General features: G+C 72.5%; 26 protein-coding genes and 1 pseudogene. 21 read left to right on the top strand and 6 right to left on the bottom strand.

Features of this window, described 5'->3' with window-relative positions; genetic code table 11:
• Window positions 1-184: 184 nt before the first annotated feature.
• From xylA to QM699_RS03780, 12 genes and pseudogenes are all read left to right on the top strand, one after another.
• The gene (gene xylA, locus QM699_RS03835) at window positions 185-1,489 is read left to right on the top strand and encodes a xylose isomerase (protein WP_415012691.1); all 1,305 of its coding nucleotides are present in this window, start codon (window positions 185-187) and stop codon (window positions 1,487-1,489) included.
• 255 nt (window positions 1,490-1,744) lie between these two features.
• On the top strand, window positions 1,745-2,797 hold the full coding sequence (locus QM699_RS03830; RefSeq protein WP_415009886.1) for a sugar phosphate isomerase/epimerase family protein: 1,053 nt from the start codon (window positions 1,745-1,747) through the stop codon (window positions 2,795-2,797).
• Window positions 2,798-2,800: 3 nt separating this feature from the next.
• Window positions 2,801-3,931: a Gfo/Idh/MocA family protein gene (locus tag QM699_RS03825; RefSeq protein WP_415009885.1), complete on the top strand. Its 1,131-nt coding sequence runs from the start codon at window positions 2,801-2,803 to the stop codon at window positions 3,929-3,931.
• Window positions 3,928-5,422, top strand: a pseudogene (locus tag QM699_RS03820) (sugar ABC transporter ATP-binding protein). The gene QM699_RS03825 and the pseudogene QM699_RS03820 overlap by 4 nt, the downstream one beginning before the upstream one ends.
• A complete protein-coding gene (locus QM699_RS03815) occupies window positions 5,419-6,387 on the top strand; it encodes an ABC transporter permease (protein WP_415009884.1) in 969 nt (322 codons plus the stop codon). Before QM699_RS03820 ends, QM699_RS03815 begins: the two are co-directional and overlap by 4 nt.
• A 27-nt stretch (window positions 6,388-6,414) precedes the next feature.
• A complete protein-coding gene (locus tag QM699_RS03810; RefSeq protein WP_415009883.1) occupies window positions 6,415-7,362 on the top strand; it encodes an ABC transporter substrate-binding protein in 948 nt (315 codons plus the stop codon).
• A gap of 216 nt (window positions 7,363-7,578) precedes the next feature.
• Entirely contained in the window at window positions 7,579-8,901 is a 1,323-nt protein-coding gene (locus tag QM699_RS03805; protein ID WP_415009882.1) for a hypothetical protein, read from the top strand.
• Between the two features lie 143 nt (window positions 8,902-9,044).
• Complete coding sequence (locus QM699_RS03800) at window positions 9,045-9,380, top strand: hypothetical protein (RefSeq protein ID WP_415009881.1); 336 nt, start codon at window positions 9,045-9,047, stop codon at window positions 9,378-9,380.
• A gap of 30 nt (window positions 9,381-9,410) precedes the next feature.
• Window positions 9,411-10,541, top strand: a complete 1,131-nt coding sequence (locus QM699_RS03795; RefSeq protein ID WP_415009880.1) for a hypothetical protein — start codon at window positions 9,411-9,413, stop codon at window positions 10,539-10,541.
• Entirely contained in the window at window positions 10,528-12,633 is a 2,106-nt protein-coding gene (locus QM699_RS03790; RefSeq protein ID WP_415009879.1) for a glycosyltransferase, read from the top strand. The genes QM699_RS03795 and QM699_RS03790 overlap by 14 nt, the downstream gene beginning before the upstream one ends.
• Window positions 12,584-12,994, top strand: a complete 411-nt coding sequence (locus QM699_RS03785; RefSeq protein WP_415009878.1) for a hypothetical protein — start codon at window positions 12,584-12,586, stop codon at window positions 12,992-12,994. Before QM699_RS03790 ends, QM699_RS03785 begins: the two co-directional genes overlap by 50 nt.
• Window positions 12,995-13,039: 45 nt before the next feature.
• Entirely contained in the window at window positions 13,040-14,167 is a 1,128-nt protein-coding gene (locus tag QM699_RS03780; RefSeq protein WP_415009877.1) for an alginate lyase family protein, read from the top strand.
• 33 nt (window positions 14,168-14,200) lie between these two features.
• On the opposite strand, the gene QM699_RS03775 is transcribed toward QM699_RS03780, so the two are convergent.
• From QM699_RS03775 to exbB, 3 genes are all read right to left on the bottom strand, one after another.
• A complete protein-coding gene (locus QM699_RS03775) occupies window positions 14,201-14,332 on the bottom strand; it encodes an energy transducer TonB family protein (RefSeq protein ID WP_415012690.1) in 132 nt (43 codons plus the stop codon).
• Window positions 14,333-15,028: 696 nt separating this feature from the next.
• Complete coding sequence (gene exbD / locus QM699_RS03770; protein ID WP_415009876.1) at window positions 15,029-15,505, bottom strand: TonB system transport protein ExbD; 477 nt, start codon at window positions 15,503-15,505, stop codon at window positions 15,029-15,031.
• A gap of 4 nt (window positions 15,506-15,509) precedes the next feature.
• Complete coding sequence (gene exbB, locus QM699_RS03765; protein WP_415009875.1) at window positions 15,510-16,532, bottom strand: tonB-system energizer ExbB; 1,023 nt, start codon at window positions 16,530-16,532, stop codon at window positions 15,510-15,512.
• A 313-nt stretch (window positions 16,533-16,845) separates the two neighbouring features.
• Between exbB and QM699_RS03760 the strand changes: the two genes are divergently transcribed.
• Genes QM699_RS03760 through QM699_RS03750 form a run of 3 tightly spaced genes read left to right on the top strand, consistent with a single transcriptional unit; the run spans window position 16,846 to window position 19,176 of the window.
• Window positions 16,846-17,769 carry a DMT family transporter gene (locus QM699_RS03760; protein ID WP_415009874.1) on the top strand — a complete coding sequence of 308 codons (924 nt, stop codon included), beginning with the start codon at window positions 16,846-16,848 and terminating at the stop codon, window positions 17,767-17,769.
• A gap of 4 nt (window positions 17,770-17,773) precedes the next feature.
• Window positions 17,774-18,088, top strand: coding sequence for a DUF952 domain-containing protein (locus tag QM699_RS03755; protein ID WP_415009873.1), 315 nt, complete (start codon window positions 17,774-17,776; stop codon window positions 18,086-18,088).
• Entirely contained in the window at window positions 18,085-19,176 is a 1,092-nt protein-coding gene (locus QM699_RS03750; protein WP_415009872.1) for a quinone-dependent dihydroorotate dehydrogenase, read from the top strand. The genes QM699_RS03755 and QM699_RS03750 overlap by 4 nt, the downstream gene beginning before the upstream one ends.
• Here QM699_RS03750 and QM699_RS03745 read toward each other — a convergent pair.
• The 3 genes from QM699_RS03745 to QM699_RS03735 are packed head-to-tail and all read right to left on the bottom strand — an operon-like array spanning window position 19,146 to window position 21,396.
• A complete protein-coding gene (locus QM699_RS03745; RefSeq protein WP_415009871.1) occupies window positions 19,146-20,468 on the bottom strand; it encodes an MATE family efflux transporter in 1,323 nt (440 codons plus the stop codon). The genes QM699_RS03750 and QM699_RS03745 overlap by 31 nt on opposite strands.
• Complete coding sequence (locus QM699_RS03740; RefSeq protein WP_415009870.1) at window positions 20,465-20,971, bottom strand: PaaI family thioesterase; 507 nt, start codon at window positions 20,969-20,971, stop codon at window positions 20,465-20,467. The genes QM699_RS03745 and QM699_RS03740 overlap by 4 nt, the downstream gene beginning before the upstream one ends.
• Complete coding sequence (locus QM699_RS03735) at window positions 20,968-21,396, bottom strand: PaaI family thioesterase (protein ID WP_415009869.1); 429 nt, start codon at window positions 21,394-21,396, stop codon at window positions 20,968-20,970. The genes QM699_RS03740 and QM699_RS03735 overlap by 4 nt, the downstream gene beginning before the upstream one ends.
• A gap of 163 nt (window positions 21,397-21,559) precedes the next feature.
• On the opposite strand from QM699_RS03735, the gene QM699_RS03730 reads away from it, so the two are divergent.
• The 6 genes from QM699_RS03730 to QM699_RS03705 are packed head-to-tail and all read left to right on the top strand — an operon-like array spanning window position 21,560 to window position 26,583.
• Complete coding sequence (locus QM699_RS03730) at window positions 21,560-21,997, top strand: MerR family transcriptional regulator (protein WP_415009868.1); 438 nt, start codon at window positions 21,560-21,562, stop codon at window positions 21,995-21,997.
• Between the two features lie 53 nt (window positions 21,998-22,050).
• Window positions 22,051-23,805, top strand: coding sequence for an acyl-CoA dehydrogenase (locus QM699_RS03725; protein WP_415009867.1), 1,755 nt, complete (start codon window positions 22,051-22,053; stop codon window positions 23,803-23,805).
• 15 nt (window positions 23,806-23,820) lie between these two features.
• Window positions 23,821-24,468, top strand: coding sequence for a glutathione S-transferase family protein (locus QM699_RS03720; protein WP_415009866.1), 648 nt, complete (start codon window positions 23,821-23,823; stop codon window positions 24,466-24,468).
• Window positions 24,465-24,905, top strand: a complete 441-nt coding sequence (locus QM699_RS03715) for a GFA family protein (RefSeq protein ID WP_415009865.1) — start codon at window positions 24,465-24,467, stop codon at window positions 24,903-24,905. The genes QM699_RS03720 and QM699_RS03715 overlap by 4 nt, the downstream gene beginning before the upstream one ends.
• The gene (locus tag QM699_RS03710) at window positions 24,902-26,113 is read left to right on the top strand and encodes an acetyl-CoA C-acetyltransferase (protein WP_415009864.1); all 1,212 of its coding nucleotides are present in this window, start codon (window positions 24,902-24,904) and stop codon (window positions 26,111-26,113) included. The genes QM699_RS03715 and QM699_RS03710 overlap by 4 nt, the downstream gene beginning before the upstream one ends.
• Window positions 26,113-26,583, top strand: a complete 471-nt coding sequence (locus tag QM699_RS03705; RefSeq protein WP_415009863.1) for a cupin domain-containing protein — start codon at window positions 26,113-26,115, stop codon at window positions 26,581-26,583. Before QM699_RS03710 ends, QM699_RS03705 begins: the two co-directional genes overlap by 1 nt.
• The last annotated feature ends 67 nt before the right edge of the window (window positions 26,584-26,650 follow it).

Raw genomic sequence — 26,650 nt, 5'->3', positions numbered from 1 at the left:
GGGCGGCGCTGGAAGGCGGGCTGATCGACGCGGTGATCGACCAGGCGCCGGCGCGCGAGGTGGCGCTCGGGCTCGACGCGATGAAGGCGATCGCGGACGGACGGCCGCCCGGCCCCCTGTCCGTCACGCCGGGGATATACCTCAGGGACAACCTGCCGCCCGAGGCGGCGAACGGAGGACGCACATGAGCGGATATTTCGACGGCATCGCGCCGCTCTCCCATGACCCGACGGCCGAGGGGCTGGCGTTTCGCGCCTACGATCCGAACGAGATCGTGCTCGGCAAGCGCATGAAGGACCAGCTGCGCTTCGCGGTGGCGTTCTGGCACAGCTTCGGCTGGGAAGGTGGCGATCCGTTCGGCGGCCGGACCTTCGAGCGGCCGTGGTTTCCGGCCGACACGATGGAGCTGGCGGAGCTGCGCGCGCATGCGGCGTTCGACTTCTTCCGGGTGCTCGGGGCGCCGTTCTTCTGCTTCCACGACCACGACGTGCGGCCGGAAGGCACGAGCCTGAAGGAGAGCCGCGACCGGCTGGAGCGGATCGCCGACATCTTCGAGGCGCGGATGGCCGAGACCGGCACCGGGCTGCTCTGGGGGACGGCGAACCTGTTCACCAACCGGCGGTTCATGTCGGGCGCGGCGACCAACCCCGACCCGGAGGTGTTCGCCTATGCGGCGGCGACGGTGAAGGCGTGTCTCGACGTGACGCACCGGCTGAACGGCGAGAACTACGTGCTCTGGGGCGGGCGCGAGGGCTACGAGACGCTGCTCAACACCGACCTGGACGCGGAATTCGACCACATGGCGCGGTTCCTCTCGATGGTGGTCGAGTACAAGCACAAGATCGGCTTCAAGGGCACGATCCTGATCGAGCCGAAGCCGCAGGAACCGACCAAGCACCAGTACGACTACGACGTGGCAACGGTGTTCGGCTTCCTGCAGCGCTACGGGCTGGAAGGCGAGGTGAAGCTCAACATCGAGCAGGGCCACGCGATCCTCGCCGGCCACAGCTTCGAGCACGAGCTGGCGCTCGCGAACGCGCTCGGGGTGTTCGGCTCGATCGACATGAACCGCAACGACTATCAGTCCGGCTGGGACACCGACCAGTTCCCGAACAACGTGCCGGAGGTGGCGCTCGCCTACTACGAGATCCTGAAGGGGGGCGGCTTCACCACCGGCGGCACGAACTTCGATTCCAAGGTGCGGCGGCAGAGCCTCGACCCGGTGGATCTGGTGGCAGCACACGCCGGCGCGTTCGACGTCTGCGCGCGCGGGCTGAAGGCGGCGGCGAAGATGCTCGAGGACGACCGGCTCGAGGCGGCGCGGCGGGAGCGCTACGCCGGCTGGGGCGCGCCCTGGGCGCAGGCGATGCTGGCCCCGGGCGCGACGCTCGACGGGATCGCGGCCGACGCCGAGGCGCGGGGGCTCGATCCGCAGCCGGTGTCCGGCCGGCAGGAACGGCTGGAGAACCTGGTGAACCGCTATGTCTGAGCGGCGGGTCGGCGCAGTGCCCGGCGGCCGGTCCTGCGGGCGGCGGCGGCAGGGGACCTTCCGCCCCCTCCTGGCCTGCGGCCAGTTCACCCCCGAGAGTACTTTCGCCAAGAAAAAGATCGGGGCGCGACGGGCGACGGTCGCGTCGCACAGGGGCCCCGTCGTGGAAACTGCGGCGGGGTCGACGGGTTGGGGTCCCAGCACCGTCGGCATGCGCCGGCAGCAGGGCGCGCAGGTCATTCTGGGGGGAAAGGGATGAGGACGATCAAGGGGCCGGGGCTGTTCCTGGCGCAGTTCGCGGGCGACGCGGCACCGTTCGACAGCTGGGACGGGATCACCCGGTGGGCGGCGGACTGCGGCTATGCCGGCGTGCAGATCCCGAGCTGGGACGCGCGGCTGTTCGACCTCGGCAGGGCGGCCGCGAGCAAGGACTACTGCGACGAGGTGAAGGGGATCGCGGCGGCCAACGGGGTGGAGGTGACGGAGCTGTCCACCCACCTGCAGGGACAGCTCGTCGCGGTGCATCCCGCCTATGACGAGGCGTTCGACGGCTTCGCCGCGCCCGAGGTGCGGGGCAATCCGAAGGCCCGGCAGGCGTGGGCCGTCGAGCAGGTGAAGCAGGCCCTGAGCGCGTCGCGGAACCTGGGGCTCGACGCGATGGCGACGTTCTCGGGCGCCTTGGCCTGGCCCTTCGTCTATCCGTGGCCGCAGCGGCCGGCGGGGCTGGTCGAGACGGCGTTCGGCGAGCTCGCCGCGCGCTGGCGGCCGATCCTCGACCACGCGGAGGCGTGCGGGGTCGACGTCTGTTACGAGATCCATCCCGGCGAGGACCTGCACGACGGGGTGAGCTACGAGATGTTCCTCGCCGCGGTCGATGACCATGCCCGCGCGTGCATGTTGTACGACCCGTCGCATTACGTCCTGCAATGCCTCGACTATCTCGATAACATCGACATCTACCGCGAGCGGATCCGCATGTTCCACGTCAAGGACGCCGAGTTCAATCCGACCGGCCGGCTGGGCGTCTACGGCGGCTATCAGGGCTGGGTCGGGCGCGCCGGGCGCTTCCGCTCGCTCGGCGACGGGCAGGTGGATTTCGGCGCGGTGTTCTCGAAGATGGCGGCGAACGACTTCGCCGGCTGGGCCGTCGTCGAGTGGGAATGCTGCCTGAAGCACCCGGAGGACGGCGCGCGCGAGGGGGCGGAGTTCGTCAAGGCGCACATCATCCGCGTGACGGAGAAGGCGTTCGACGACTTCGCCGACGCGGGCACCGACGAGGCGGCGAACCGCCGCATGCTGGGGATCTGAGGCATGGCAAGGATCAGGCTCGGGATGGTCGGCGGCGGCAAGGACGCGTTCATCGGCGCCGTCCACCGGATCGCCGCGCGCATCGACGGCGAGTTCGACCTGGTGGCCGGCGCCCTTTCCTCGACGCCGGAGAAGGCGCGGGAGAGTGGCGCGTTGCTGGGGATCGCCGCCGATCGCGCCTATGGCAGCTTCGAGGAGATGGCGGAGCGGGAGGCGGCGCGGCCCGACGGCATCGAGGCGGTGGCGATCGTCACGCCGAACCACATGCACGCGGCGCCGGCGATCGCCTTCCTGCAGCGCGGTATCCACGTGATCTGCGACAAGCCGCTGACCGCGACGATGGAGCAGGCCGAGGCGCTCGCCGCGGCGGTCGAGGCGTCGGACGCGCTGTTCCTGCTGACGCACAACTACACCGGCTACCCGATGGTTCGGCAGGCGCGCGAGATGGTGGCGGCGGGCAATCTCGGCACGCTGCGGGTGGTGCAGGTCGAGTACGCGCAGGACTGGCTGACCGAGGCGACGACCGGCAAGCAGGCGGAGTGGCGCACCGATCCGGCGCGTACCGGCGCGGGCGGGTCGATCGGCGACATCGGCACCCATGCGCTCAACCTCGCGTGCTTCGTCACCCAGCTGTCGCTCGAGGCGCTGGCAGCGGACCTGCAGAGCTTCGTGCCGGGGCGGCCGGTCGACGACAACGCGCACATGCTGCTGCGCTTCGGGGGTGGCGCGCGCGGGATGCTCTGGTGCAGCCAGGTGGCGCCGGGGAACGAGAACTCGCTGCGGCTGCGGGTCTATGGCGACCGGGGCGGGATCGAGTGGGCGCAGGAGGACCCCAACTATCTGTGGTTCACGCCGTTCGGCGAGCCGAAGCGGCTGCTCACCCGCGGCGGCGCCGGGGCGTCGGGGGCCGCCGCGGCGGCGAGCCGCACGCCCGGCGGGCACCCGGAGGGCTATCTCGAGGGCTTTGCCAACATCTACCTCGGTGCGGCGCAGGCGATCCGGGCGGCGCAGGCCGGCGAGCGGGCGGCGGTGCTGGACCTGCTGCCCGGGCTCGACGCCGGCATGGCGGGGATGCGTTTCATCGCCGCGGCGATCCGCTCGTCGCGGGCCGATGCCGCCTGGGTCGCGCCGTGACCGAGCCGGTGCTCGCGCTCGAGGGGGTGAGCCGCAGCTTCGGGCCGATCGAGGTTCTGCACGGCGTCGACCTCGCGCTCCGGCCCGGGCGGGTGCACGCGCTGATCGGCGAGAACGGCGCGGGCAAGTCGACGGCGATGAAGATCCTCGCCGGCTCCCAGCCCCCGAGCGCGGGAACGGTGCGGCTCGACGGCGCGCCCACCGCCTTCGCCTCGATCGGCGCGGCGGAGGCGCGGGGCATCTCGCTCATCCATCAGGAGTTCAATCTCGCCGAGCAGCTGACCGTCGAGCAGAACGTGTTCCTCGGGCGCGAGCTGACCCGAGGGCTGCTGCTCGACAAACCGGCGATGCGGGCGCGGACGCGCGAATTGCTCGACCGGCTCGACTGCGCCGTCGCGACCGACCGCAAGGTGTCGAGCCTGTCGAACTCGGACAAGCAGATGACCGAGATCGCCAAGGCGCTGCTGCGCGAGACCCGCGTGCTCATCATGGACGAGCCGACGGCGGTGCTGACCTCCGCCGACACCGCCGTGCTGCTCGCACAGGTGCGCGCGCTGCGCGACCGCGGGGCGGCGGTGCTCTTCACCTCGCACAAGCTCGACGAGGTGCAGGCGATCGCCGACGATCTCACCATCATGCGCGACGGCCGGGTGGTCTGGTCCGGGCCGGCGGCGGAGAAGGACGAGCGCGCGATGGCCTCCGCGATGGTCGGGCGCGAGATGCGCGACCTCTATCCGCCAAAGGAAAGCGCGGGGGGTAAGGTCGTGCTCGACGTGCGCGGGCTGAGCGTGCCCGGCCACGCCGCGGACATCAGCTTCACGCTGCGGCGCGGCGAGATCCTCGGGGTCGCCGGGCTGATCGGTTCCGGGCGGACGGAGAGCTTCGAGGGCCTCTGTGGCCTGCGGCCGGCCACGGGCGAGGTGCGGGTCAACGGCCGGCCGGTGACGATCCGGCACCCGTGGCAGGCGCTGGAAGCTCGGGCTCTGCTACCTGACCGAGGATCGCAAGACCCGGGGGCTGCTGCTGCAGAAGGGGATGCGCGAGAACCTGACGCTGCAGGCGCTCGCCCGGTTCACCAGGGGGCTGATCGACACGCGGGCGGAAGAGGCGGCGCTTGACCGCGCCATCGCGGAGTTCGACATCCGCGGCAGCCGGGCGGTGCGGGTCGGCAACCTGTCGGGCGGCAACCAGCAGAAGCTGCTCTTTGCCAAGACCATGCTGTCGGAGCCGGACATCGTGGTGATCGACGAGCCGACGCGCGGCGTCGACATCGGCACGAAGCAACAGATGTACGTCTTCATCCGGCGGCTGGCGGCGGAGGGGCGGGCGATCGTGGTGATCTCGTCGGAGATGCAGGAAGTCATCGGGCTCTCCGACCGGGTGCTGGTCATGCGCCAGGGCCGGATCGCGGGCGAACTCGACGGTACGACGGCGAGCGAGGAGGCGATCGTGCGGCTCGCCATGGGCGTGCTGCCGGAGGCGGCGGCATGAGGGGCCGGGTGCAGATGAGCGTCGTCGGGCCGGTGCTGGCGCTCATCGTGCTGCTGGTGCTCGGCGCGACGCTGAACTCGAGCTTCCTTGCCTGGGACAACGTGACGAACGTGCTGGCGCGCTCGGCCTTCATCGGCATCATCGCCGTGGGCATGACCTTCGTCATCACCGCGGGCGGGCTCGACCTGTCCGTCGGGTCGATGGCGGCGTTCATCGCCGGGCTGATGATCCTGGTGATGAACAGGGCGCTGCCGAGCCTCGGGGTCGGCGTGCCGATCGTGCTGCTCGGCATGGCGGTGGCGCTTGCCGCCGGGCTGGCGGCGGGATGGCTGAACGGCATCCTGATCTCGCGGTTCGGGATCGAGGCGTTCATCGTCACGCTGGGCTCGATGGGGATCTACCGCAGCCTCGTCACCTGGCTGGCGGACGGCGGCACGCTGTCGCTCGATTTCGGGCTCCGCACCTACTACCAGCCGGTCTACTACGGCGGGCTCTTCGGCGTGTCCTGGCCGATCATCGTCTTCGCGGTGGTGGTGATCGTGGGCGAAGTCGCCATGCGGTCGACGGCGTTCGGCCGGCACTGCGCGGCGATCGGCTCGAACGACCAGGTGGCGAAGTATTCGAGCGTCAGGGTCGCGCGGGTGCGGCTTACCACCTACGTGGTGCTGGGGCTGCTCGTCGGGGTCGCGACGATCCTCTACGTGCCGCGGCTGGGGTCGGCATCGCCCGCGACCGGCCTGCTCTGGGAGCTCGAGGCGATCGCGGCGGTCATCATCGGCGGCACCGTGCTGAAGGGCGGCTTCGGCCGGGTCTGGGGCACGGTGATCGGCGTGCTGATCCTGAGCCTGATCGGCAACATCCTGAACCTGACGGACTTCGTGTCGCCGTACCTGAACGGAGCGATCCAGGGGGCGATCATCGTTCTCGCCGTTGTGCTGCAGCGGGAGGCACGGCAGGGGCAATAGCCCCGCCGCAACATGGGAGGAAGCAACATGAAGCATTTCGCAACGGCGATGGCGCTCACGCTGGCGCTCGGGGTGCCGGCGGTGGCGCAGGAGGCGGCGCACAAGGTGGTGGGCGTGTCGATCCCGGCGGCGACGCACGGCTGGGCCGGCGGCATGAACTATTTCGCGCAGGCGACGGTGGAGCGGCTGGAAAAGGTCTATCCGCAGCTCGAGTTCGTGCTGACCACCGCGTCCGATCCCTCGAAGCAGGTGAACGACATCGAGGACATGGTGGCGACGCGCCACATCGACGCGCTGGTGGTGCTGCCGTTCGAGTCCGAGCCGCTGACCGGGCCGGTGCAGAACGCCAAGGCGTCGGGGGCGTGGATCACCGTCGTCGATCGCGGGCTCTCTGTTCCGGGGATCGAGGATCTCTATGTCGCGGGCGACAACCCGGGCTTTGGCCGGGAGTCCGGCGAGTACATGGCGCAGGCGCTGCCCGAGGGCGGCAAGATCGTGGTGCTGCGCGGCATCCCGACGACCATCGACAACGAGCGGGTCGAGGGCTTCCAGAAGGCGATCGAGGGCAAGAACATCGAGATCCTCGGCATGGAGCACGGCAACTGGAACCGCGACGACAGCTTCGCGGTCATGCAGGACTATCTGTCGAAGTACCCGCAGATTGATGCGGTCTGGGCGTCGGACGACGACATGGCGGTGGGCGTGCTGGCCGCGATCGAGGCGGCGGGGCGCAAGGACATCAAGTTCGTGCTCGGCGGCGCCGGCATGAAGGAGATGGTGAAGCGGGTGATGGACAAGGACGCGATGATCCCGGCCGACGTCACCTATCCGCCGGCGATGATCGCGACTGCGATCGAACTCACCGCCGTGGGACTGGTCTCGCCGGCGCCGGTCTCGGGCAGGTTCGTCATCGGATCGGTGCTCATCACGCCGGAGAATGCCGCGAGCTACTACTTCCCAGACAGCCCGTTCTGATCGGAGACGTTCGGGGGCGGGCCTGATCGAACCGTTCCGATCGGGCCTGCCGGACGCGCCATTTCCGCTCCCTCGGCCGGACGTGCTCGGCAGGCCTCCGCGCAGGTGGCGGGGAGGGTGGAAAAATCGCCGGTTTGGCGTTAGCTCTCTTCAGAGGACGCCGTGCCCGGGGGGGCGCGGCGTCGTGCGGTGCGTGGGGCGCCGCTCGGAGGGGTGATGTCCGACGAGGCGCGAGGAGCGACCCGAAGCCGGCTGCCTGCGGAGCCGGGGTGGGAAGCGTTGCTCGACCCGGCCGTGCTGGAAGCGCGGCTGGTCGAGGCGCGTGCCCGCCGCGAGGCAGCGATCGCGCGCCGCAAGGCGGCACATGCCGATTCGCCACCGCTGCCATCTTCCAGTCAGCCGGAGGCCCGCCAAACCGAAGCCCGCCAAACCGAAGCCTGCCAACCCGAAGCCCGCCAGCCCGAAGCCCGCCAACCCGAGGCGCGGGCGGAGCGCATGCGGTCGATCGACCGGGCGCTCGCCGGCGGCGAGGCGGTCGCCGCCCCCCTGCCCCACCTGGCGGACCCCGTGGCCAGCCGCTTTCCGGCGTCGCCAAGGTCGCCCGCTCCAGAGGCGGTGGCACCGCTGCACGCGCGGGAGGCCGGACCACCGGCTTCGCCGCCTGTCGCGCCGCAGGATCGGATGCCCGCGGGGCCGAGGCCGCTGCCTGCCGCCGCGACGCGAACCGCCACGCCCGTGGCGCCGTCCGGGCCGAGCATGCCGGAGCGGCTGGCGGCCGTCATCGTTCCGCCGCGCCCGACGGACAAGAACGCCGACGTCGCTGGCGACACGGCAACGCCGGACGAGGCAGCGCCCCCCCGGCGCGGCTGGGTCTGGGGCGCACTCGGGCTCGGCCTCGGGGCCGGCGCGGCGCTGGCACTGGCATGGTGGCAGGCCGCCTCGCTCGATCTGCCGGACGGGCTCCCGACCGCTCATGTGCCGGCGGCCGTCGCGCCGCCCACGGTCACCGCGACCCGCGCGCCGATCCCCGCGCGGACCCCCGCCCCTGTCGCCGTCACGGCTGCCCCTGCCATGCCGGCCGAAGTGGCAGGCCAGCCGGCGCTGGCCACGGTTCCGGCCGGCAGGGACGGCCGAGAGCTGCCGGCCGGGATGACGGTTGCACGCCTCGGCCCGGCGCCGGGCCGACTGCCGTCGATCGAAGCCGCGAGCGCGGCGGTGGCCGGGCTTGCCGCGGAGACGGGCAGGCTCGGGCCGATGCTGCGCTTTGCCGACGGCGGCGCACCAGACACCGCGGCCCGGACGCCCCTTGTCCTGCCCGGCGGCTCCGGAACGCCGGTCGTCGCCCTCGCCGAGCCGGCCGAGCCCGCCCCGACACCCGTCCGCACCCGCAGCCGCCCGACCGGGACGCCGGCGGTGGCGGCGGCCGAGCCGACCGCCCCCCCTGCGGCGGAGCCGGCGCCCGCCGAGACGCCCGGGATGCGCGGACGGCTGGAGCGAGCGGTGGAAACGATGCTGCGCAACCGGATCCTCGGCCAGTAGACGCACGTATGACGAAAGGGAGGCCCCGCTTCCCTCGCCTGTACGGTCTGCCTATACGATAGGCAGAGGCCGGCCGGCGACTGGGGGGCCCGCACAGACAACAGACGGGACGCGAGGACGCGCGCGCACAAGACGGAAAACGCATGAGACGCAGGATTCTGGTTACGGCATCGGCGATGATCCTCGCCACGCAGCTCGGCAGTCCCGCAGCGGCGGCGGAGCCGACGACGGAACAGCTCAGCACGATCTCGAGCCTTCTCGAGTCGAACGACGTCGAGGGGCTGCGGGGCTATCTCACGCTGCACCCGGATCTGGCGGAAGGCGACTCGCCGCTCGCCGCGCTCCTGCGGCGGTTCATGGTGGAGTCGGTCGGGGGCAACGAGTTCTTCAGCTACCGCAACCGCTCCGGCTCCTCCGATGGCGGCGACAGCAGCGACAGCACGCCGTCCGCCGGGGGCCCGCCGGGCGCGGGCTACTGACGATGAGGCGTGCGCGATGAGGGGCGTGCCATGACCGGCGTGGCCTGGAACGTCGGATGGCCGGCGCCCGCCGCGGCGCGTCGCCTGAGCGGGGTCCGCCGGCGGCCGCGCGTGGCGCTGCTGGTGGAGCCGCGGTTCCCGGGCGGCACGTCGGGTGCCGTTGCCGCCGAAATCCGCGCGCTCGCGCCGCACGTCAACCTGTCGGTGATGGCCCTCGCCACGTCGATGTTCCGGGACCGCCCGGTGCATCCGGAGATCGCCCGGGCGCTCGACGACGCCGGGCTGTCGCTCCGGCCGGCGCCGCCGGTGGTTCGGGCCGATGCGATCGTGCTGCACAACCCCTCGGCGCTGAAGTTCGAGACGGCGCTGGCGCCACGGCTGAGCGCGGCGCGCACCATCGTCGTGACCCACGAGAATTTCACCCGCCCGGGCGGGCACGAAGGCTTCGACGTCGGCCACTGCCTCGGGCTCGTCGCCGGGCGCATCGCCGGCGGCGACCGCCTGCTCGCCCCGGTGTCGGCGGCGAACCGTCGGACGGTCGCCGACTGGCTCACCGCGCGGGCGGAGCCGGGCTGGACGCTGGCCGGCGGCGACTGGCCGAACATCCTTGACCCGGCATTCGTCGCCCCGACCGACCGGCCGCGCGACCGGCGTGGCCGCCACTCCCGCCCCGGGCCCGAGAAGTTTCCCGGGCTCGCCGCGCTGCGGGCACAGTTTCCGCCGCACGCGGAGCGGTGCGCGATCCTCGGTGCCGACGCGTTCCTTGCCGATCGCGAGGCGGTGCCGGGCCATTGGGAGCTGCTGCCGTTCGGGACGATGCCGGTGGCGGAGTTTCTCGCCGGCATCGACTTTCTCGTCCACTTCACCAATCCGCTCTGGCGCGAAAGCTTCGGCCGGGCGATCGCCGAGGCGATCATCGCCGGCAAGCTCGTCATCACCGACCCCGACACCGCCGCGAGCTTTGGCCCCGGGGTGATCGGCGACGATGGTCGCGGCGTCGACGCGATCGTCGCCCGCCACGTCGCCGACCCGGTCCGCTATGCCGCGACCGTCCGGCGCGCGCAGGCCGACCTCGCCCGGCATCGGCCGGAGGCGGTGGTGCCGCGCCTGCTGGCGCTTCTTGATCCGCAGCCGGAAGCGCGCCGCCATGCTGCTCTGTGAGACCGCCCGCGACGGGCGCGCCGACATCGAGCATCTGGCGATCTTCGCCGGGCAGCTGGCCGCCCTCGGCCTGCCGGCGCGGGTCGACGTCGGCGTGATGCCCGAGCGGGCCGGGCTGCACCTGCAGTTCGACCTCGCGCCGCTGCTCTCGGACCGGAGCCTCGGGCCGGACGACACGCTGGTGCTGCTCGCGGCCGACCAGCTCGGCGACCGGGCGCTGCTGCGGCTGCGCCGCCTGGCCGGCGACGGCGCCGCCGCGGTGCGCGCCTTCGGCAGCTTCGCCGCGACCCAGACCGCACTCGGCGTCCGCGCCCGCCTCGCCTATGTGCTCGGTCGCGAGCCGGAGCTTTTCGACGTCGGGCCCGGGGCCGGGCGGCCCGCGCCGGCCTTCGGCGTGCCGCGGCCCGATCTGGCGCCGCGCCCGGTCGCGCCGCGGGTACTCGTCGTCGGGCCGGACCTGAAGGACGCGGCCGAGGTCGCGGCGCTGCGGGCGCTGGCGCCCCGGCGCGGCATCCGCCTCGCGATCCTGACCGACAGCCGGTCGAAGCACGAGTGGATCGCGGCGCACGGCCACGGCCTGCAGGTCTTTGCCTATGGCGAGGCGCCGCCGATGACGCTGGCCGGGCGCACCGATCTCGCGGTGTGCCTCGGCCGGGTCGAGGGCAGCTTCCGGCTGCAGACGCTGGTCGCCAACCTGCTGGTCGCGGGCGCGCCGCTGCTCGACGGGACGCCCGGGCACCTCAATGCCGCCGAGAACGACGCCTTCGTGCCGGCCCCGCCCGGGCTGATCGGCCTCGACGGATTTCTCGACGCGGAGATCCTGCCCAATCTCGGCCGCATCGGCGAGAACGTGGCGGCGAGCCGGGCGGCGATGGGCGCGGGGCCCGACCGCGTGCTCGGCTTCCTCGGCGCGGCGCCGCACCGACCGACGCGCCGGGTGCCGCGGCCGCGCGCGGCGGCGGGCGGCGGTGTCGTCTTCGTGCCGACCAACGGCGTCGGTCTCGGCCACGCCCGGCGCTGCACGCTGATCGCGCGGGAAATGGCCGCCGGCCCGGATCGGCCGCGCCCGGTCTTTGCCGCGTTCGCGAGCTGCACGCCGCTGGTGAAGGCGCAGGGCTTCGACGCGATGCCGCTGATCGGCCGCTCGCGCCTGCACGCCCAGAGCCACGAGCACGACCTCGGCAACTTCCTGCGGATCCGGGCGCTGGCGGCGGGGGCGCGGGCGCTGGTGTTCGACGGCGGCTATATCTTCGACTCGGTCTACCGCACCGTGCTGGAGCCCGGGATCGCCGGCGTCTGGATCCGGCGCGGCCTGTGGCCGACGGGGCAGGACAACTCGATCGCGCTCGACCGGGAGAAGGCGTTCGACCGGGTGATCGTGCCCGAGGAGGCGTTCGAGGAGCTGAACACGGTCTATTCCCGCGGGCCGCAGGTGACGGGCGTCGGCCCGATCGTGCAGGAACTGCGCCTCGACGCCGCCGGCCGGGCCGGTCTGCGGGCCGACCTCGCCGAGCGGTTCGGCCGGCCGTTCGAGCGGCTGGCCGTGTCGCTGCTCGGCTCGGGCGTGGCCGGGGCGCGGGGCGGGCAGGTGCAGGCGCTCTGCGGCCTGTTCGAGCGGCGGGCAGACACGCTGCACCTCGTCGTCGTCTGGCCGAACGCCGCGCTCGAGCCCGCGTGGTTCGGCTGGCGCAATTCGGCGATCGTGCGCACGACGCGGGCCGCGGTGCTGACCGCGGCGGCGGACGTGGTGGTGACGGCCGCAGGCTACAACTCGTTCCACGAAGTGCTCTACAACCGGGTGCCGGCGATCTTCGTGCCGCAGTCGGCGGACTTCATGGACGACCAGCATGCCCGCGCCCGCGCCGCCGTGGAGCGCGGACTCGGCGCACTGGTCGAGGCGCACGAGCTGATGACGCTGGAGCGGCTGGTCGGCCGCTATCTGGACGACGGCGAGGCCGAGGCGGTGCGCGCCCGGCTGACGCTTGCCGAGCTGCCGGACCCGGGGGCGCGCCGCGCGGCCCGGCTGATCGAGGAGACCGCCTATGGACCCGACGCAGTGGAACTCGATCCTGTCGCGGATCGGCCGGCCTGACGCCGAGGACATCGACGCCCTGCTCGCGCCCCGTGACCCGCGGCGCGCCACGCCCGGGCGCGACCTCTTTCCGCTGCCCGAGGCCGTGCTGATGCCGGGCGCCGAGCTGAAGCGGCCGGACGGGGTGGCGGTCGGGCTGCGCGCCGGCGGCGCGACGCCCGACGTCGCCGACCGCGCCATGCGGGTCGCCGCGTTCGCCGTCGAGCGCGACGTGGAGATCGTCGTGCTGACCGACGCCGACCGCAGCGGCTTCGAGCGCTTCGGCTTTCGGGTGGAGCGCGTTGCCGGCGAAACGCCGGAGGCGCGCGCCGCCTGCGAGGACCAGATCCGCCGGTTCTGGAACCTCGACCTCGTGCTCTGATCCCGTTCAAGCCGCCCCGTGACCCAAGACAAAGGACGCCTGCGCATGCCGCCCCTTCGCCAGCTGCTCCTCGGCCTCGCCACCCTCGCCGCCGGCTGCGCCGCCGGCCCCAGCGAGCCGACGATCTTCTCGCCGGCCGGCATCACGCACCCCGAGGCGCTGTTCGACGTGACGACCCGCAGCGCGCAGATCCGGTCCTACAGCGCCGGGACGGGCGCGATGAAGGGCACGCGCTACTGCCTGCGCGAGAGCGACGCGCCGGCGCTTGCGCCGCTGGTCGGGCCGTCGCTCGCCGCGGTGAAGGCGGGGGGAGACAGCAACAACGCCGCGCGCGACATGGCCCGCGCGCTGAACGCCACGGCGTTCCGCGTGCTGCTCGAGAACGACGCCGAGGCGGCCCGGCAGGCCGTGGCCGTCCTGCGCCAGCATGCCGACGCCAACGCGTGGATCGTGGCAAAGCCGAGCTGGACCAACGCGGCGGGCGTCATCAACGCCTTCCCGGCGCTCCTGCCCGCCTGGCAGGTCCTGCGCCAGACTCCGGCCGCGACGCCGGATGACAAGGCGGCGATCGAGGCATGGCTCACCCGGCTGACCGCACAGGCCGACGAGCACCCGGGCGACAACAACCTCGGCACCGCGCGCGGTGCGGCCGACATGCTGCTCGGCCTGATGCTGGGCGACCCGGCGCGCTACCAGCGGGGCGTGCAGACGGGCTTCATCGCGCAACTCCAGGCGATGCGGCCGGACGGCAGCTTCCCGCTCGAGACCGACCGCGGCCTCGGCGCGCTGCAGAACCAGAGCCGCAACATCGCCTTCCTGCTCTACTCCGCCGAGATCGCCGCCTCGCAGGGCGAAAACCTCTATGGCACCAAGGTAGACGGCAAGAGCGTCGATGACGCGATCCGCTTCCTGCTGGCAGCAGCGGACGACAATGCGCTGGTCGACGGCTACGCGGCGACGAACCGCAACCCGCCGAAGACCGAGCCCGCGTTCCGTCCCGGCGCGCAGCTCGACCCGTTCGACTCGACCAGTCGCGGCTGGGCGGTGCTCTATACCGAGCACTTCCCCCGCTCGGAGCTGTCGGACGAGATCCGGGCGCACATCAAGATCGGCTCGCGGGTCAACGCCGACGCGGTCGGCGGCAACGTCACCTGCTACGCCAAGCGCCTGTGACGGCGCCACGCGCCGCCCCCGGGGCGGGCGCGCTCATTTCAGGTTGAAGTTGATCGGCACGGTGATGGTGCGGTTCGCGCCCGGCGGCGGCGCGGGGACCGGGGAGGCGCGCGTCATCAGCGCCATCACCTCGGCGTCGAGGTCGGCAAAGCCCGAGGAGCGCACCAGCTTCGAGGACAGGATGTTTCCCGAACTCGTCGACGGTGAAGCGGACCTGGGCCACCCCCTCCTCACGCCGGCTCTGCGCGGCAACGGGATAGCGTTTCTTGCGCTTCAGGTGCGCGGTGAGCTTCGAGGACCACGACGCGACGGCTGCGCCGCTGGCGCCCTCGCCGCTCTTGGGCGCCGCGATCTTCTCCGACGGCGCCGCGGTGTCGGACTTCGCCTGCTGCTGCAATTCCTTCGGTACGGGCGGCTTTGCCTTTTCGGCCTTTTTGTCTGCCTTCACCGGCGGCGGCTTCTGCTCCTGCCGCTTGAGCGGCGGCAGGACGACGTCGGGGCTCACCGTCGGCGGCAACGGCGCGAGATCCGGCGGTGGCGTCACGTCGGGCTGGGGCGTCGGCGTGTCCTCGACCATGGCCGGCGCGTCGGGCGTATCGAGCGTATCAGGCGCCACGACTTCCTGCTGCTCGAAAAGGTTCGGCGCCACCTCCATCCTGTCGGACGGCGGCGCGACCGCCTCTGGGGCAAGCTCGATCATCACTGCCGGCGGCGGCGAGGCCGGTTCGCCCGGCGCAGGCGCGCGGTGCAGCGCCAGCCAGGCCACGCCGCTATGCGCGAGGGCCGCGACGAGCGCGGCGCCGCCCCAGAGCAGCGCCGCGCGCCCGACGGGCTGCGGCTCCCACGGGGCGGAGGCCATGCTCACGGCCGGGCCCCCGGCGAGGGGGCGGCGGCGGGCGCCGCGCCGGCACCCGGCACCTGCTCGAGGCCGACGAGCGCGACCTTGAGGTAGCCGGCGGCACGCAGCAGATCCATGACCTTCATCAGCTCGCCATAACCCACCGTCTCGTCGGCGCGCAGGAAGATCCGCGTCTCGTGGTCGCCCTTCGCCGCCTTGCCGAGGTCGGAGGCGAGCGCCTCGCGCGTCACCGGCAGGTCGCCGAGCACGAGGCTCAGGTCGCTCTTCAGCGTCAGATAGACCGGCTCCGCCGGCCGGGGCTGCGGCGCGGCGGTGGAGCCCGGCAGGTCGACGGGAACGTCGACCGTGGCGAGGGGGGCGGCGATCATGAAGATGATGAGGAGCACCAGCATGACGTCGATGAACGGCGTCACGTTGATCTCGTGGACCTCCTCGATCTCGTCGCCGCCGGCCGAACGGGGGGAAAGGCTGCCCGCCATCGCGCTACTCCGCCGCGCGCGCGAGCGGGATGACCGCGAGGCGCTGGTGGTCGAGGTCGCGGCTGACCAGACGCTCGACGCCCGCGGCCGCGTCGGCGAGCTTGGCGCGGTAGGCGGCGATCCAGCGGGCGAAGACGTTGTAGATCACCACCGCCGGGATCGCCGCGACGAGACCGATCGCGGTGGCAAGCAGCGCCTCGGCGATGCCGGGGGCGACGACGGCGAGGTTCGTCGTCTGCGACCGCGAGATGCCGATGAAGCTGTTCATGATGCCCCAGACCGTGCCGAACAGGCCGACGAACGGCGCGGTGGCGCCGATCGTCGCGAGGGCGCCGGTGCCGACGGTCAGGCGGCGCCCGGCGCCGGCCTCAATGCGCGAGAGGTGCGAGGACACCCGTGGCAGCAGGCCGCGCGGGCCGTCGTCGAGCACGTCGGCCGTCGCCGCCACCTCCGCCGAGGCCGCGCGCACCATCGCCGCGGCCGGGCCGCGCCGCGCCCCGAGCGCCGCGGCCGCCGACGCGAGCTGCCGCGCGGCGAGGATCGTCGCGAGGTCGCGGCGCAGGCGCGCGCTCGCTGCCATGATCTCGAGGCTTTTCGCCACGAACACCGTCCAGGTGACGAGCGAGGCGAACGCGAGGCCGGACATCACCGCCTTCACGACGATGTCGGCGTTCAGGAACATCTTCCAGGGCGACAGGTCGACCGGCAGGTCGCCGACGGACGCCTCTCCTGCCGCCGGACTTCCTGCCGCCGCTTCGACCGGGGCCGACGCCGGCTGCGCCGCGTTGGGCGCGGGCCCGGGCGCCGCCATGACCGGAGACGGGGAGGCTTCCGGGGTCTGAGCCGCGGGCGGCGCGCCCAGATCTGGCGCGGCCGGCGCGGCGAGAGCCGGCGTGGCGGGCTCGGCCGGAGCCATCCCCTGCTGCGCCGCGGGCGGCAGCGCCAGCGGAGCGCCCGTGCCCGTGTCCACCTGCTGGCCCCACGCCTGTCCGCCGACCGCGCCCGCCAGCACGGCGACAAGCGTCAATGCATAGACTCGACCACCGCGCGCCTCGGCCACCGGCAATCCCCCTTCTCGTCAAAACCCCCGACGGCTGGCGGTGCGCGAGGCCGCGCGTGGCTTGCCGGGACGGCTCCCGGGGGGAGTCGCCCAATTCCCGGGAGAATTAGTCGGGTTTCGGCCGAATGCCAAGGGCCCCGAACGTCGCGCCCCGGCCGGCCCGCCGGAGAGCCGGGCGGGAAACGCCCCCGGCGCGAAGACCCGGGTTGTGCGTCCGGCCCGGCCGGGGCAATAGTTGCCGCCGTCGCAAGAGGCCCGCCCACCCCGAAAGTCCCGTCCGTTGAACCCGCTCCGCGGCATCGCCTGCAAGGTACTCTCCGTTCTCGTCTTCACCGTGATGGCGGTCTGCATCAAGTCCGCCGCGCCGCACGTGCCTCCGGGCGAGGCGGTGTTCTTCCGCTCGGCCTTTGCCGTGCCGGTGATCCTCGGGTGGCTGGCGTGGACGCGGACCCTGCGGCACGGGCTGGTGACGGATCACCCGCTCGGGCACTTCTGGCGCGGCTTCGTCGGCACCGCCGCCATGGGGCTCGGCTTCACCGCGCTCGGCTTCCTGCCGCTGCCCGAGGCGACGGCGCTCGGCTATGCCGCGCCGCTCCTCACCGTCATCTCCGCCGCGATGTTTCTCGGCGAGAAGGTGCACGCGTTCCGGTTGACGGCGGTGTTCTTCGGGCTCATCGGTGTCGTCATCGTGCTGTCGCCGCGCCTGACCCTCGCCGACCCGACCAAGGCCTCGGCGCTGCAGGCGTTCGGGGCGATGGCCGCGCTTTTCGGCGCGGTCTGCGCCGCACTGGCGCAGGTGACGGTGCGCAAGCTCGTCAACACCGAGGCGACTGGCGCGATCGTGCTCTACTTCTCGCTCACCTCGGTCACGCTCTCGTTCCTGACGATCCCCTTCGGCTGGACGCTGCCGACCGGGCACGAGGCGATGCTGCTGGTCGGCGCCGGGCTGCTCGGCGGCACCGGGCAGATCCTGCTGACCGAGAGCTACCGCCACGCCGAGACCGGGGTGATCGCGCCGTTCGAGTATGTCTCGATGCTGCTGTCGCTGCTGCTCGGCTACCTGATCTTCGGCGACGTGCCGACGCTGACCATGCTCGCGGGCGCCGCGCTGATCGTCGCGGCCGGGCTGTTCATCATCTTTCGCGAGCGCCGGCTCGGCCTCGCCCGGGCCGCGGCGCGCCGGGTCATGACACCGCAGGGGTAAGCGAATGCTGGTCTACAAGGTCTTGCGCAGCGCGGAATGGGCCGCGCTCGAGGCGGCGGGCGAGAGCCGGGGCGCGCCGGTCGACGTGGCCGACGGCTTCGTGCACCTCTCGACCGCGGCGCAACTGCCCGGGACGCTCGCGAAGCATTTCGCCGGCGAGACCGGCCTCGTGCTGCTCGCCGTCGATGCCAACGCCGGGATGACGTGGGAGCCCTCGCGGGGCGGCGCGCTGTTTCCGCACCTCTACCGGCCGCTGCGCAGGGCGGACGTGGTTTGGGCCCGCCCGCTCGCCGAGGTGGACGTGGAGGCGCTGGCATGACCCTCGGAGAACGCCTCGCGCTGCCGCTGCTCCGCCGGCTCGACCCCGAGACCGCGCACGGCCTCGCGCTCCGCGCGCTCGGCGCCGGGCTCGGGCAGCGCGCGCCGGCCGGCCGGTATCCCCGGCTCGCCACGTCGCTCGCCGGGATGGCGCTCGCGAACCCGCTCGGCCTCGCCGCCGGCTTCGACAAGAACGCGACGGTGGTCGGGCCGCTGGTCGACGCCGGCTTCGGCTTCGTCGAGGTGGGCGCCGCGACGCCCCTGCCGCAGCCCGGCAGCCCGCGGCCGCGGCTGTTCCGCCTCGCCGAAGATCGCGCGGCGATCAACCGCTTCGGCTTCAACAACGACGGGGCCGAGGCCATCGCCGCCCGCCTCGCCCGGCGCCCGAAGCGCGGTATCGTCGGCCTGAACCTCGGTGCCAACAAGACCAGCACCGACCGGGCCGCCGACTTTGCCCGCGTGCTCGCCAGCGCCGGGCCGCACGTCGATTTCGCCACGGTCAACGTCTCCTCGCCCAACACCGAGCGGCTGCGCGACCTGCAGGGCGCGGCTGCGCTCGCCGCGCTGCTGGACGGGGTGATGGCGGCGAACGCCCGCCTCGCGCGCCCGGTGCCGGTGTTCCTGAAGATCGCACCCGACCTCGCGGACCCCGACCTCGCCGATCTTGCCGCGGTGGCGCTGGCGTCCGGCATCTCCGGGATCATCGCCACCAACACCACCCTCGCCCGCGACGGTCTCGCCAGCCGCGACGCGGGCGAGACCGGCGGCCTGTCGGGCCGTCCGCTCTTCCACCGCTCCACCGCCGTCCTCGCGCGGCTCTCCGAACTGACAGAGGGCCGCCTGCCGCTCGTCGGCGTCGGCGGCATCGACTCGGCCGAAGCCGCCTACGCCAAGCTCCGCGCCGGTGCCTCGGCGCTGCAGCTCTACACCGCGCTGGTCTATGGCGGCCTCGCGCTGGTGCCCGAAATCCTCGCCGGCCTCGACGCGCTGCTCGCGCGCGACGGTTTCGCCACCGTCTCCGATGCGGTCGGCAGCGGCCGCGACGACTGGCTCGCCGCCTACGCCGCCCTCGCCTCGAGCGCCGGATAGCGCAGCGCCAGCGTCACGCCGCGGGTCAGGTTCAGGATCATCAGCGCGGCCCACAGACCGTGGTTGCCGAACGCCGGCAGCAGCACCGCGAGTGCGGCGGCATAGACCGCGACCGACAGCAGCATGGCATTGCGCAGCGCCCGCGTCTCGGTCGCGCCGATGAAGATGCCGTCAAGCATCCAGGCGGCGATCCCGACCAGCGGCGCCGCCGCCATCCACGGCAGGTAGGTGAGCGCCGCCGCCCGCACGTCGGGCGCCGTCGTCATCACCCCGACGATCGCCGGACCGGCCAGCAGGATCAGCGCGGCCATCGCCAGCGACGCCCCGACACCCCATTCCGACGTCATCACCGCCGCCTGCCGCAGCCCCGCGCGGTCGCGGTGGCCGAGCGCCTGGCCGACCAGCGTCTCGGCGGCGAAGGCGAAGGCGTCGAGCGCATAGGCCGAGACCTCGAGGAACTGCAGCAGGATCTGGTTTGCCGCCAGCGTCACGTCGCCGAGCCCCGCGCCGAGGAAGAGGAAGGTGGTGAAGCTGCCCTGCAGGACGACCGACCGGATCAGGATGTCCCCGTTCACCTGCGCCATCCGCTTCAGGCGCGAGGGGTCGAGCACCCGCCCCCAGTCGCGCGCCGGCGCCCCGGCGAACGCCGCGCGGCAGAGCCAGAGCCCGAAGCCGAAGCCGCACCATTCGGCGATGAGCGTCCCGGTCGCCACCCCGGGGATGCCGAGGCCGAGCCCGAGCACGAAGGTGATGGTCAGCACCACGTTCAGCCCGTTCATCGCCAGCTGCAGCGCCAGCACGCTGCGGGCCCGTTCCATGGCGATCAGCCAGCCGGTCAGCGCATAGATCGAGATCGCCGCCGGCGCCCCCCAGATGCGGATGGACAGGTACTGCCGGGCCAGCGCCTCGACCTCGGGCGACGCGGGCGCGACCCGGAACGCGGCCCAGAAGATCGCCGCCTGGCCCGCGACGAAAACGAGCCCGGCGGCAAGGCCGATCATCAGGCCGCGCAGCAGCAGGGCGCGGGTCTCGCCCGCGTCGCCCGCGCCGCGGGCCTGCGCCACGAGCCCGGTGGTGCCCATGCGCAGGAAGCCGAAGATCCAGTAGATCGACGCGAGGATCACCGCCCCGATCCCGACTGCGCCGAGCGGCGCCGCCCGCCCGAGCTGGCCGATCACCGCGGTGTCGACCGCGCCGAGGATCGGCACGGTGACGTTCGACAGCATGATCGGGCCGGCGACGGCAAGGATGCGCCGGTGGCTGGCAGCCCGGCGGGCCGGAGCGCTTGTCACTCCGCCGCGGCCGGCATCAGGAAATGCCCCGTCGCCTGTGCGAACAGCCGCGCGCGGTTGTCCTGCCACGCCTCGACGTGGACGCTGGCATAGCGCCGGCCCATCCGGTTCACCCGGGCGCGGGCGTAGGCATCGCGCGGCAGGCCGGGCCGCAGGTAGTCGACGGTGAAGTCGATCGTCTTCGGCCAGGCCGGAAACGCGCCGGTCTCGATCTCGGCCGCCGCCGTCCCGCCGCCCTCCATCCGCTCCCAGACCTGCGCCCAGGCGAGTTCGAGCAGCGCCGCCATCTCGAGGAACGCGCCCGTGACCCCGCCGTGCAGCGCGGGGAGCCGCGGGTTGCCGATCAGCTTGTCGGAATAGTGCAGCACCGTGGTCAGCTCGTCGCCCCGCCGCTCGAAGCCGACGCCGAGATGCCGCGCATAGGGCACCGCCGCCGCCAGCCGCTCCAGCGCGGCGTCGCGACGCTGCTTGATGACCTGCACCGGCTCCGGCGCGGGTCTCATGCCGTTCCCTCGATGGTAAAGGCGCCGCTGGCCGCCGCGACCGGCTCGGCCGGATCGTCGGTCCAGGCGGTGGCGCGCACGAAGGCGACCGTGCGGGTGACGCGGTAGCATTCGGCCCGGGCGACCAGCCCCTGCCCCGGCTCGGCCGAGCGCATGTAGTCGATGCGCAGATCGAGCGTCGCGGTCGGGCCGCTGCTCTGCGGATGCAGCATCACCGCGGCGCCCGCGCAGGTGTCGAGCAGCGCCGTCACCACCCCGCCGTGCAGCACGCCGCTGGCCGGATCGCCGATGAAGCGCGGGTCGTAGCCGAGCGTCATGGTCGCCACCCCGTCGCCCGCCTCGATCAGGTCCATCCCGAGGTCGCGCGCATGCGGCAGCATCTGGATGAACCGCCGCGCCGTCTCGACCCTCTCCCCGTCGTGCATCCGCCGCTCCACCTTCCGCCTGCGCGGCCAGATGGGCACAAAGCCCGGACACCTTCAACCGGGTCCGCTCGCGTTAACTTTACGTTAACGTCAACTTTATGCTTGCATCGGCCCGTCGCCGCCACCATCCTCGCCGGCGCACATGAACTGCCGGACGGACGGCGTGACCGAGCAGCTGACCCCCATCGCGACGATGTGCGCCGAATTCGGCGTCACGCCCCGCACCCTGCGCTTCTACGAGGCGAAGGAGCTGATCGCCCCGCTCCGGGTCGGGCAGAAGCGGCTCTATACCCGCCGCTGCCGGGCACGGCTGACGCTGATCCTGCGCGGCCGGCGCTTCGGCTTCTCGCTCGAGGAGATGCGCGAGCTGCTCGATCTCTACGATCACGACGGCCAGGCGACCCAGCTCGCGCGCACCGTCGAGGTGGCGGAGAAGCGCCTCGCCGACATGGAGGCGCAGCGCGCCGAACTCGACATCGCCATCGCCGACCTGCGCCAGCAGGTCGCCTGGGGCCGTTCGATCCTCGACAACCGCGGCGCAGCCCGGGACGGCAGCGCCGCGGCCCCAGAACAAGACGGCGGCTCGAGCGCCGCGGACTAGGCACCGCGGCGCCAACGCCGCCGACGGAACAGACGCGCTCCCGGGAGGAGATCTTGGCCGCATACACCCCCCCGCTCCGTGACGTGGACTTCCTGCTCCACGACGTGCTCCGCATTCAGGATCAGCCGATCCCCGGCTATGCCGATCTCGACCGCGCCACCACCGCCGCCGTCCTGGAAGAGGTCGGCCGCATCGCCGCCGACGTGCTGGCGCCGCTGAACGCCGTCGGCGACCGCGAGGGCTGCCGCCTCGAGAACGGCGTTGTCCGCACGCCCCCGGGCTTTGCCGACGCCTTCGCCCTGCTCCGCGAGGGCGGCTGGACGGGCATCGACTGCGATCCCGCGTATGGCGGCCTCGGCCTGCCCTTCGTCATCCACGCCGCCGCCGGCGAGTTCCAGTCCGCCGCCAACATGGCGTTCGCCATGTATTCCGGCCTCACCCATGGCGCCTACTCCGCGATCCACGCCCATGGCACCGCGGCGCAGAAGGCGACATGGCTGCCGCCGCTCGTCGCCTGCCGCTGGACCGGCACGATGAACCTGACCGAGCCGCAGGCCGGCACCGACCTCGCGCTGCTGCGCACCCGGGCCGAGCCGGACGGCGACGGCTACCGCCTGACCGGGCAGAAGATCTTCATCTCGGCCGGCGACCACGACATGGCCGAGAACATCGTCCACCTCGTCCTCGCCCGCCTGCCCGACGCGCCGCCGGGCGTGAAGGGCATCTCGCTCTTCATCGTGCCGAAGATCCTCGTCGACGCCAGCGGCGCGCTCGGCGAGCGCAACGCGCTCTCGGTCGGCAAGATCGAGGAGAAGATGGGCATCCACGGCAACGCCACCTGCGTGATGAACTACGACGGCGCCCGCGGCGAACTGCTCGGTGCGCCGCACCAGGGCCTCAAGGCGATGTTCACCATGATGAACGAGGCCCGCGCCCAGGTCGGGATGCAGGGCCTCTCGCAGGCCGCCGGCGCCTGCCAGCTCGCCGCCGCCTATGCCCGCGACCGCCTGCAGGGGCGCGCCGTCACCGGCCCGACCAACCCGGCGGGCCCCGCCGACCCGCTCCTCTCCCACCCCGATATCCGCCGCCTGCTCCTCGACCAGCGGTCGTTCGTCGAGGGCGCGCGTGCCTTCATGCTCTGGGCCGCCACGCTCATCGACGCCCACAAGGCCGGCGATGCGGACGCGGGCGGGCTCGTCTCGCTGCTCACGCCGGTGGTGAAGGGCTATCTCACCGACCGCGGCTTCGATTGCGCGGTGCAGGCGCAGCAGGTGTTCGGCGGCCACGGCTACATCGAGGAGACCGGCATCGCGCAGTTCGTCCGCGACGCCCGCATCGCGATGATCTACGAGGGCGCGAACGGGGTGCAGGCGCTCGATCTCGTCGGCCGCAAGCTCGGGCAGGACGGTGGCAAGCCGATCATGGCCTTCTTCGCCCTCGTGCGCGGCTTCCTCAAGGAGAACGACGGCGACCCGCGCCTGAAGGCCGACTTCCTCGACCCGCTCAAGGCCGCCTCGAAGGACCTGCAGTCCGCCGCCGAGTTCTTCCTCCAGAACATCCGCGACCCCGACGCCGCCCTCGCCGGGTCCACCGACTTCCTGCACCTCTTCGGCCACACCTGCCTCGGCCTGATGTGGGCGCGGATGACGAAAGTCGCGCTCGCCAACCCGGACGACGACTTCGCCCGTGCCAAGCTGGCGACGGGGCGCTACTTCATGTCGCGCGTGCTCCCCGCGACGGGGCTGCACCTCGCCCGCATCCGCTCCGGGGCCGCTCCGGTGATGTCCCTCGACGCGGATGCCTTCTGACGAGGGGGAATCCGAATGTCCGACTATCGCCTCCACTGCTTCGCCCAGTCCGGCAATGCCTACAAGGCCGCGCTGCTGCTCGCGCTCGCCGGCGCCGACTGGGAGGCGGTGTTCGTCGACTACTTCAACGGCGAGACCCGCACGCCGGAGTATCGCGAGCTGAACGAGATGGGCGAGGTGCCGGTCCTCGAGGATCGCGACCTGCGCCTCAGCCAGTCCGGCGTGATCCTCGACCACCTCGCCCGCCGCTTCCGCGACTTCGGCCCGAAGTCCGAGGACGAGCGCCGCGAGATCCTGCGCTGGACGCTCTGGGACAACCACAAGTTCACGTCCTACATCGCGACCCTGCGGTTTCTCACCAAGTTCGTCCCCGACGACAAGAAGTCGCCCGACGTGATCGACTTCCTCACCAGGCGGTCGGGCACCGCGCTGCAGGTCCTCGACCGCCATCTCCACACCCGGGAGTGGATCGCCGCCGACCACCTCACCACCGCCGACCTCTCCTGCGTCGGCTACCTCTATTACGACCACGAGTTCCCGCACGACCTCGCCACCTTCCCCAACATCGACCGCTGGCGGCAGGCGATCGCCGCCCTGCCCGGCTGGAAGCATCCCTACGACCTGATGCCCGGCCACCCGCTGCCGCCGGGGCTGCCCGCATGACCACCGGCGGTTGCCAGTGCGGCCGGGTGCGCTACCGCGCCGCCAGCCTCGGCCGGGCGAACCTCTGCCACTGCCGGATGTGCCAGCGTGCCACCGGCAATGCCTTCGCCCCGCTCGTCACCGGCCATGGCGTCAGCTTCACCGGCACCCCCGCGCGCTTCGCCTCGTCCGACGTGGCGGAACGCGGGTTCTGCCGAGACTGCGGCACGCCGCTGTTCTACGCCGCCATCGGCTCGCCGGACGTGGAGCTGATGATCGGCACGCTCGACGATCCCGAGTCGGTCAGCCCGGCCCTCCACTACGGCGTCGAAAGCCGGCTAGGGTGGCTGCACCTCGCGGACGGCCTGCCGGAGGTTGCGACGCGGCCCGGCGGCCTGTCGGGCAACGGCCCCGTCCGCATCGAAAGCCGCCAGTTCAAGGCGGAGGAGACGCCATGACCGACGCCTACATCTACGATTGCGTCCGCACGCCGCGGGGCAAGGGCCGCCCGGACGGCGCGCTGCACGAGATCACCGCGCTGCGCCTGTCCGCCACAACCCTCGACGCGCTGCGCGCGCGCACAGGCACGGCGACGGACGCCATCGACGACGTGATCTGGGGCAACGTCACCCAGGTCGGCGAGCAGGGCGGCTGCCTCGCCCGTTCGGCCGTGCTCGCCTCGTCCCTGCCCGAGGCCGTGCCCGGCCTGTCGATCAACCGCTTCTGTGCCTCCGGCCTCGAGGCGGTGAACCTCGCCGCGAACCAGATTCGCGCCGGGGCCGGCGCCGCCTACGTCGCCGGCGGCGTCGAGATGATGAGCCGCGTGCCCATGGGCTCGGACGGCGCGGCGATCGCCGCCGACCCCTCGCTCGCCATGAGGACCCACTTCGTGCCGCAGGGCATCAGCGCCGACCTCATCGCGACGCGGTTCGGCTTTTCCCGCGACGACGTTGACGCCTATGCCGTCGAGAGCCAGCGCCGCGCCGCCCACGCCTGGGACGAGGGCCGCTTTGCCCGCTCCGTCGTCACCGTGCGCGACATCAACGGTGTCGAGATGCTGGCCCGCGACGAGCACATGCGTCCCGAGACCGACATGCAGTCGCTCGGGGCGCTGAAGCCGGCGTTCAAGGACATGGGCGAGTCGATGCCGGGCTTCGACGCGGTGGCGCTGCTGAAGTATCCCGAGCTCGAGCGCATCACCCACGTCCACCACGCCGGCAACTCCTCCGGCATCGTCGACGGCGCCGCCGCGATCCTGCTCGGCTCGCGTGCCTTCGGCGAACAGCACGGACTGACGCCCCGCGCCCGCATCCGCGCCACGGCCCGCGTCGGCACCGATCCGACGATCATGCTCACCGGCCCGGTGCCCGCCACGGAAAAGGCGCTCGCCGCCGCCGGCATGACCATCGCCGACATCGACGTCTTCGAGGTGAACGAGGCGTTCTCCGCCGTGGTGCTGCGCTTTCTCCAGGCGTTCGACGCCGACCCGGGCCGGGTGAACCCGAACGGTGGCGCCATCGCCATGGGCCACCCGCTCGGCGCAACCGGCGCGATCATCCTCGGCACCGCCCTCGACGAGCTGGAGCGCACCGGCCAGGGCACCGCCCTCGCCACGCTCTGCGTCGCCTCCGGCATGGGCGCGGCGACGATCATCGAGAGGGTCTGATGGGCATCATCGACCCCTCCCGGGCGCGGGTGAAGACCGACTCGATCTATCCCGAGCCCTACGCCAGTCAGATGGCCGGCCGCTCGTCCCTCCGGCTCGGCGAGGCGGCCGGCCTGACCCAGTTCGGCGTGAACCTCGTCACCCTCGAACCCGGCGCGCGCTCGTCGCTGCGTCACTGGCACATGGCCGAGGACGAGTTCGTGATGGTGACGGAGGGCGAGCTGGTCCTGCATCAGGACGAAGGCGAGCACCGGATGCGCCCCGGCGACTGCGCCGCATGGAAGGCCGGTGACACCAACGGCCACTGCTTCGAGAATCGCACGGGCATGGTCGCGCGCTTCCTCGTCGTCGGCAGCAGGGCGCCCCACGAGATCGCCACCTATTCCGACGTCGACATGGTGATGGAGGTGACGGCCGGCACGGCCAGCCTCAGGCATCGCGACGGCACCCCGTGGTCCGGCCCGCGCTGACCCGAGCGATCGGCCTCGCGCGGGGACTCAGCGTCGGCAGCAAAGGAAAGGGGCGGCCCGCTCGCGC

The sequence above is a fragment of the Amaricoccus sp. genome, from assembly GCF_047602525.1.
In the GTDB taxonomy this organism is placed as follows: Bacteria; Pseudomonadota; Alphaproteobacteria; order Rhodobacterales; family Rhodobacteraceae; genus Amaricoccus.
Note: the sequence above shows the minus strand (reverse complement) of the source record. Positions and strands in the feature narration are given on the sequence as shown.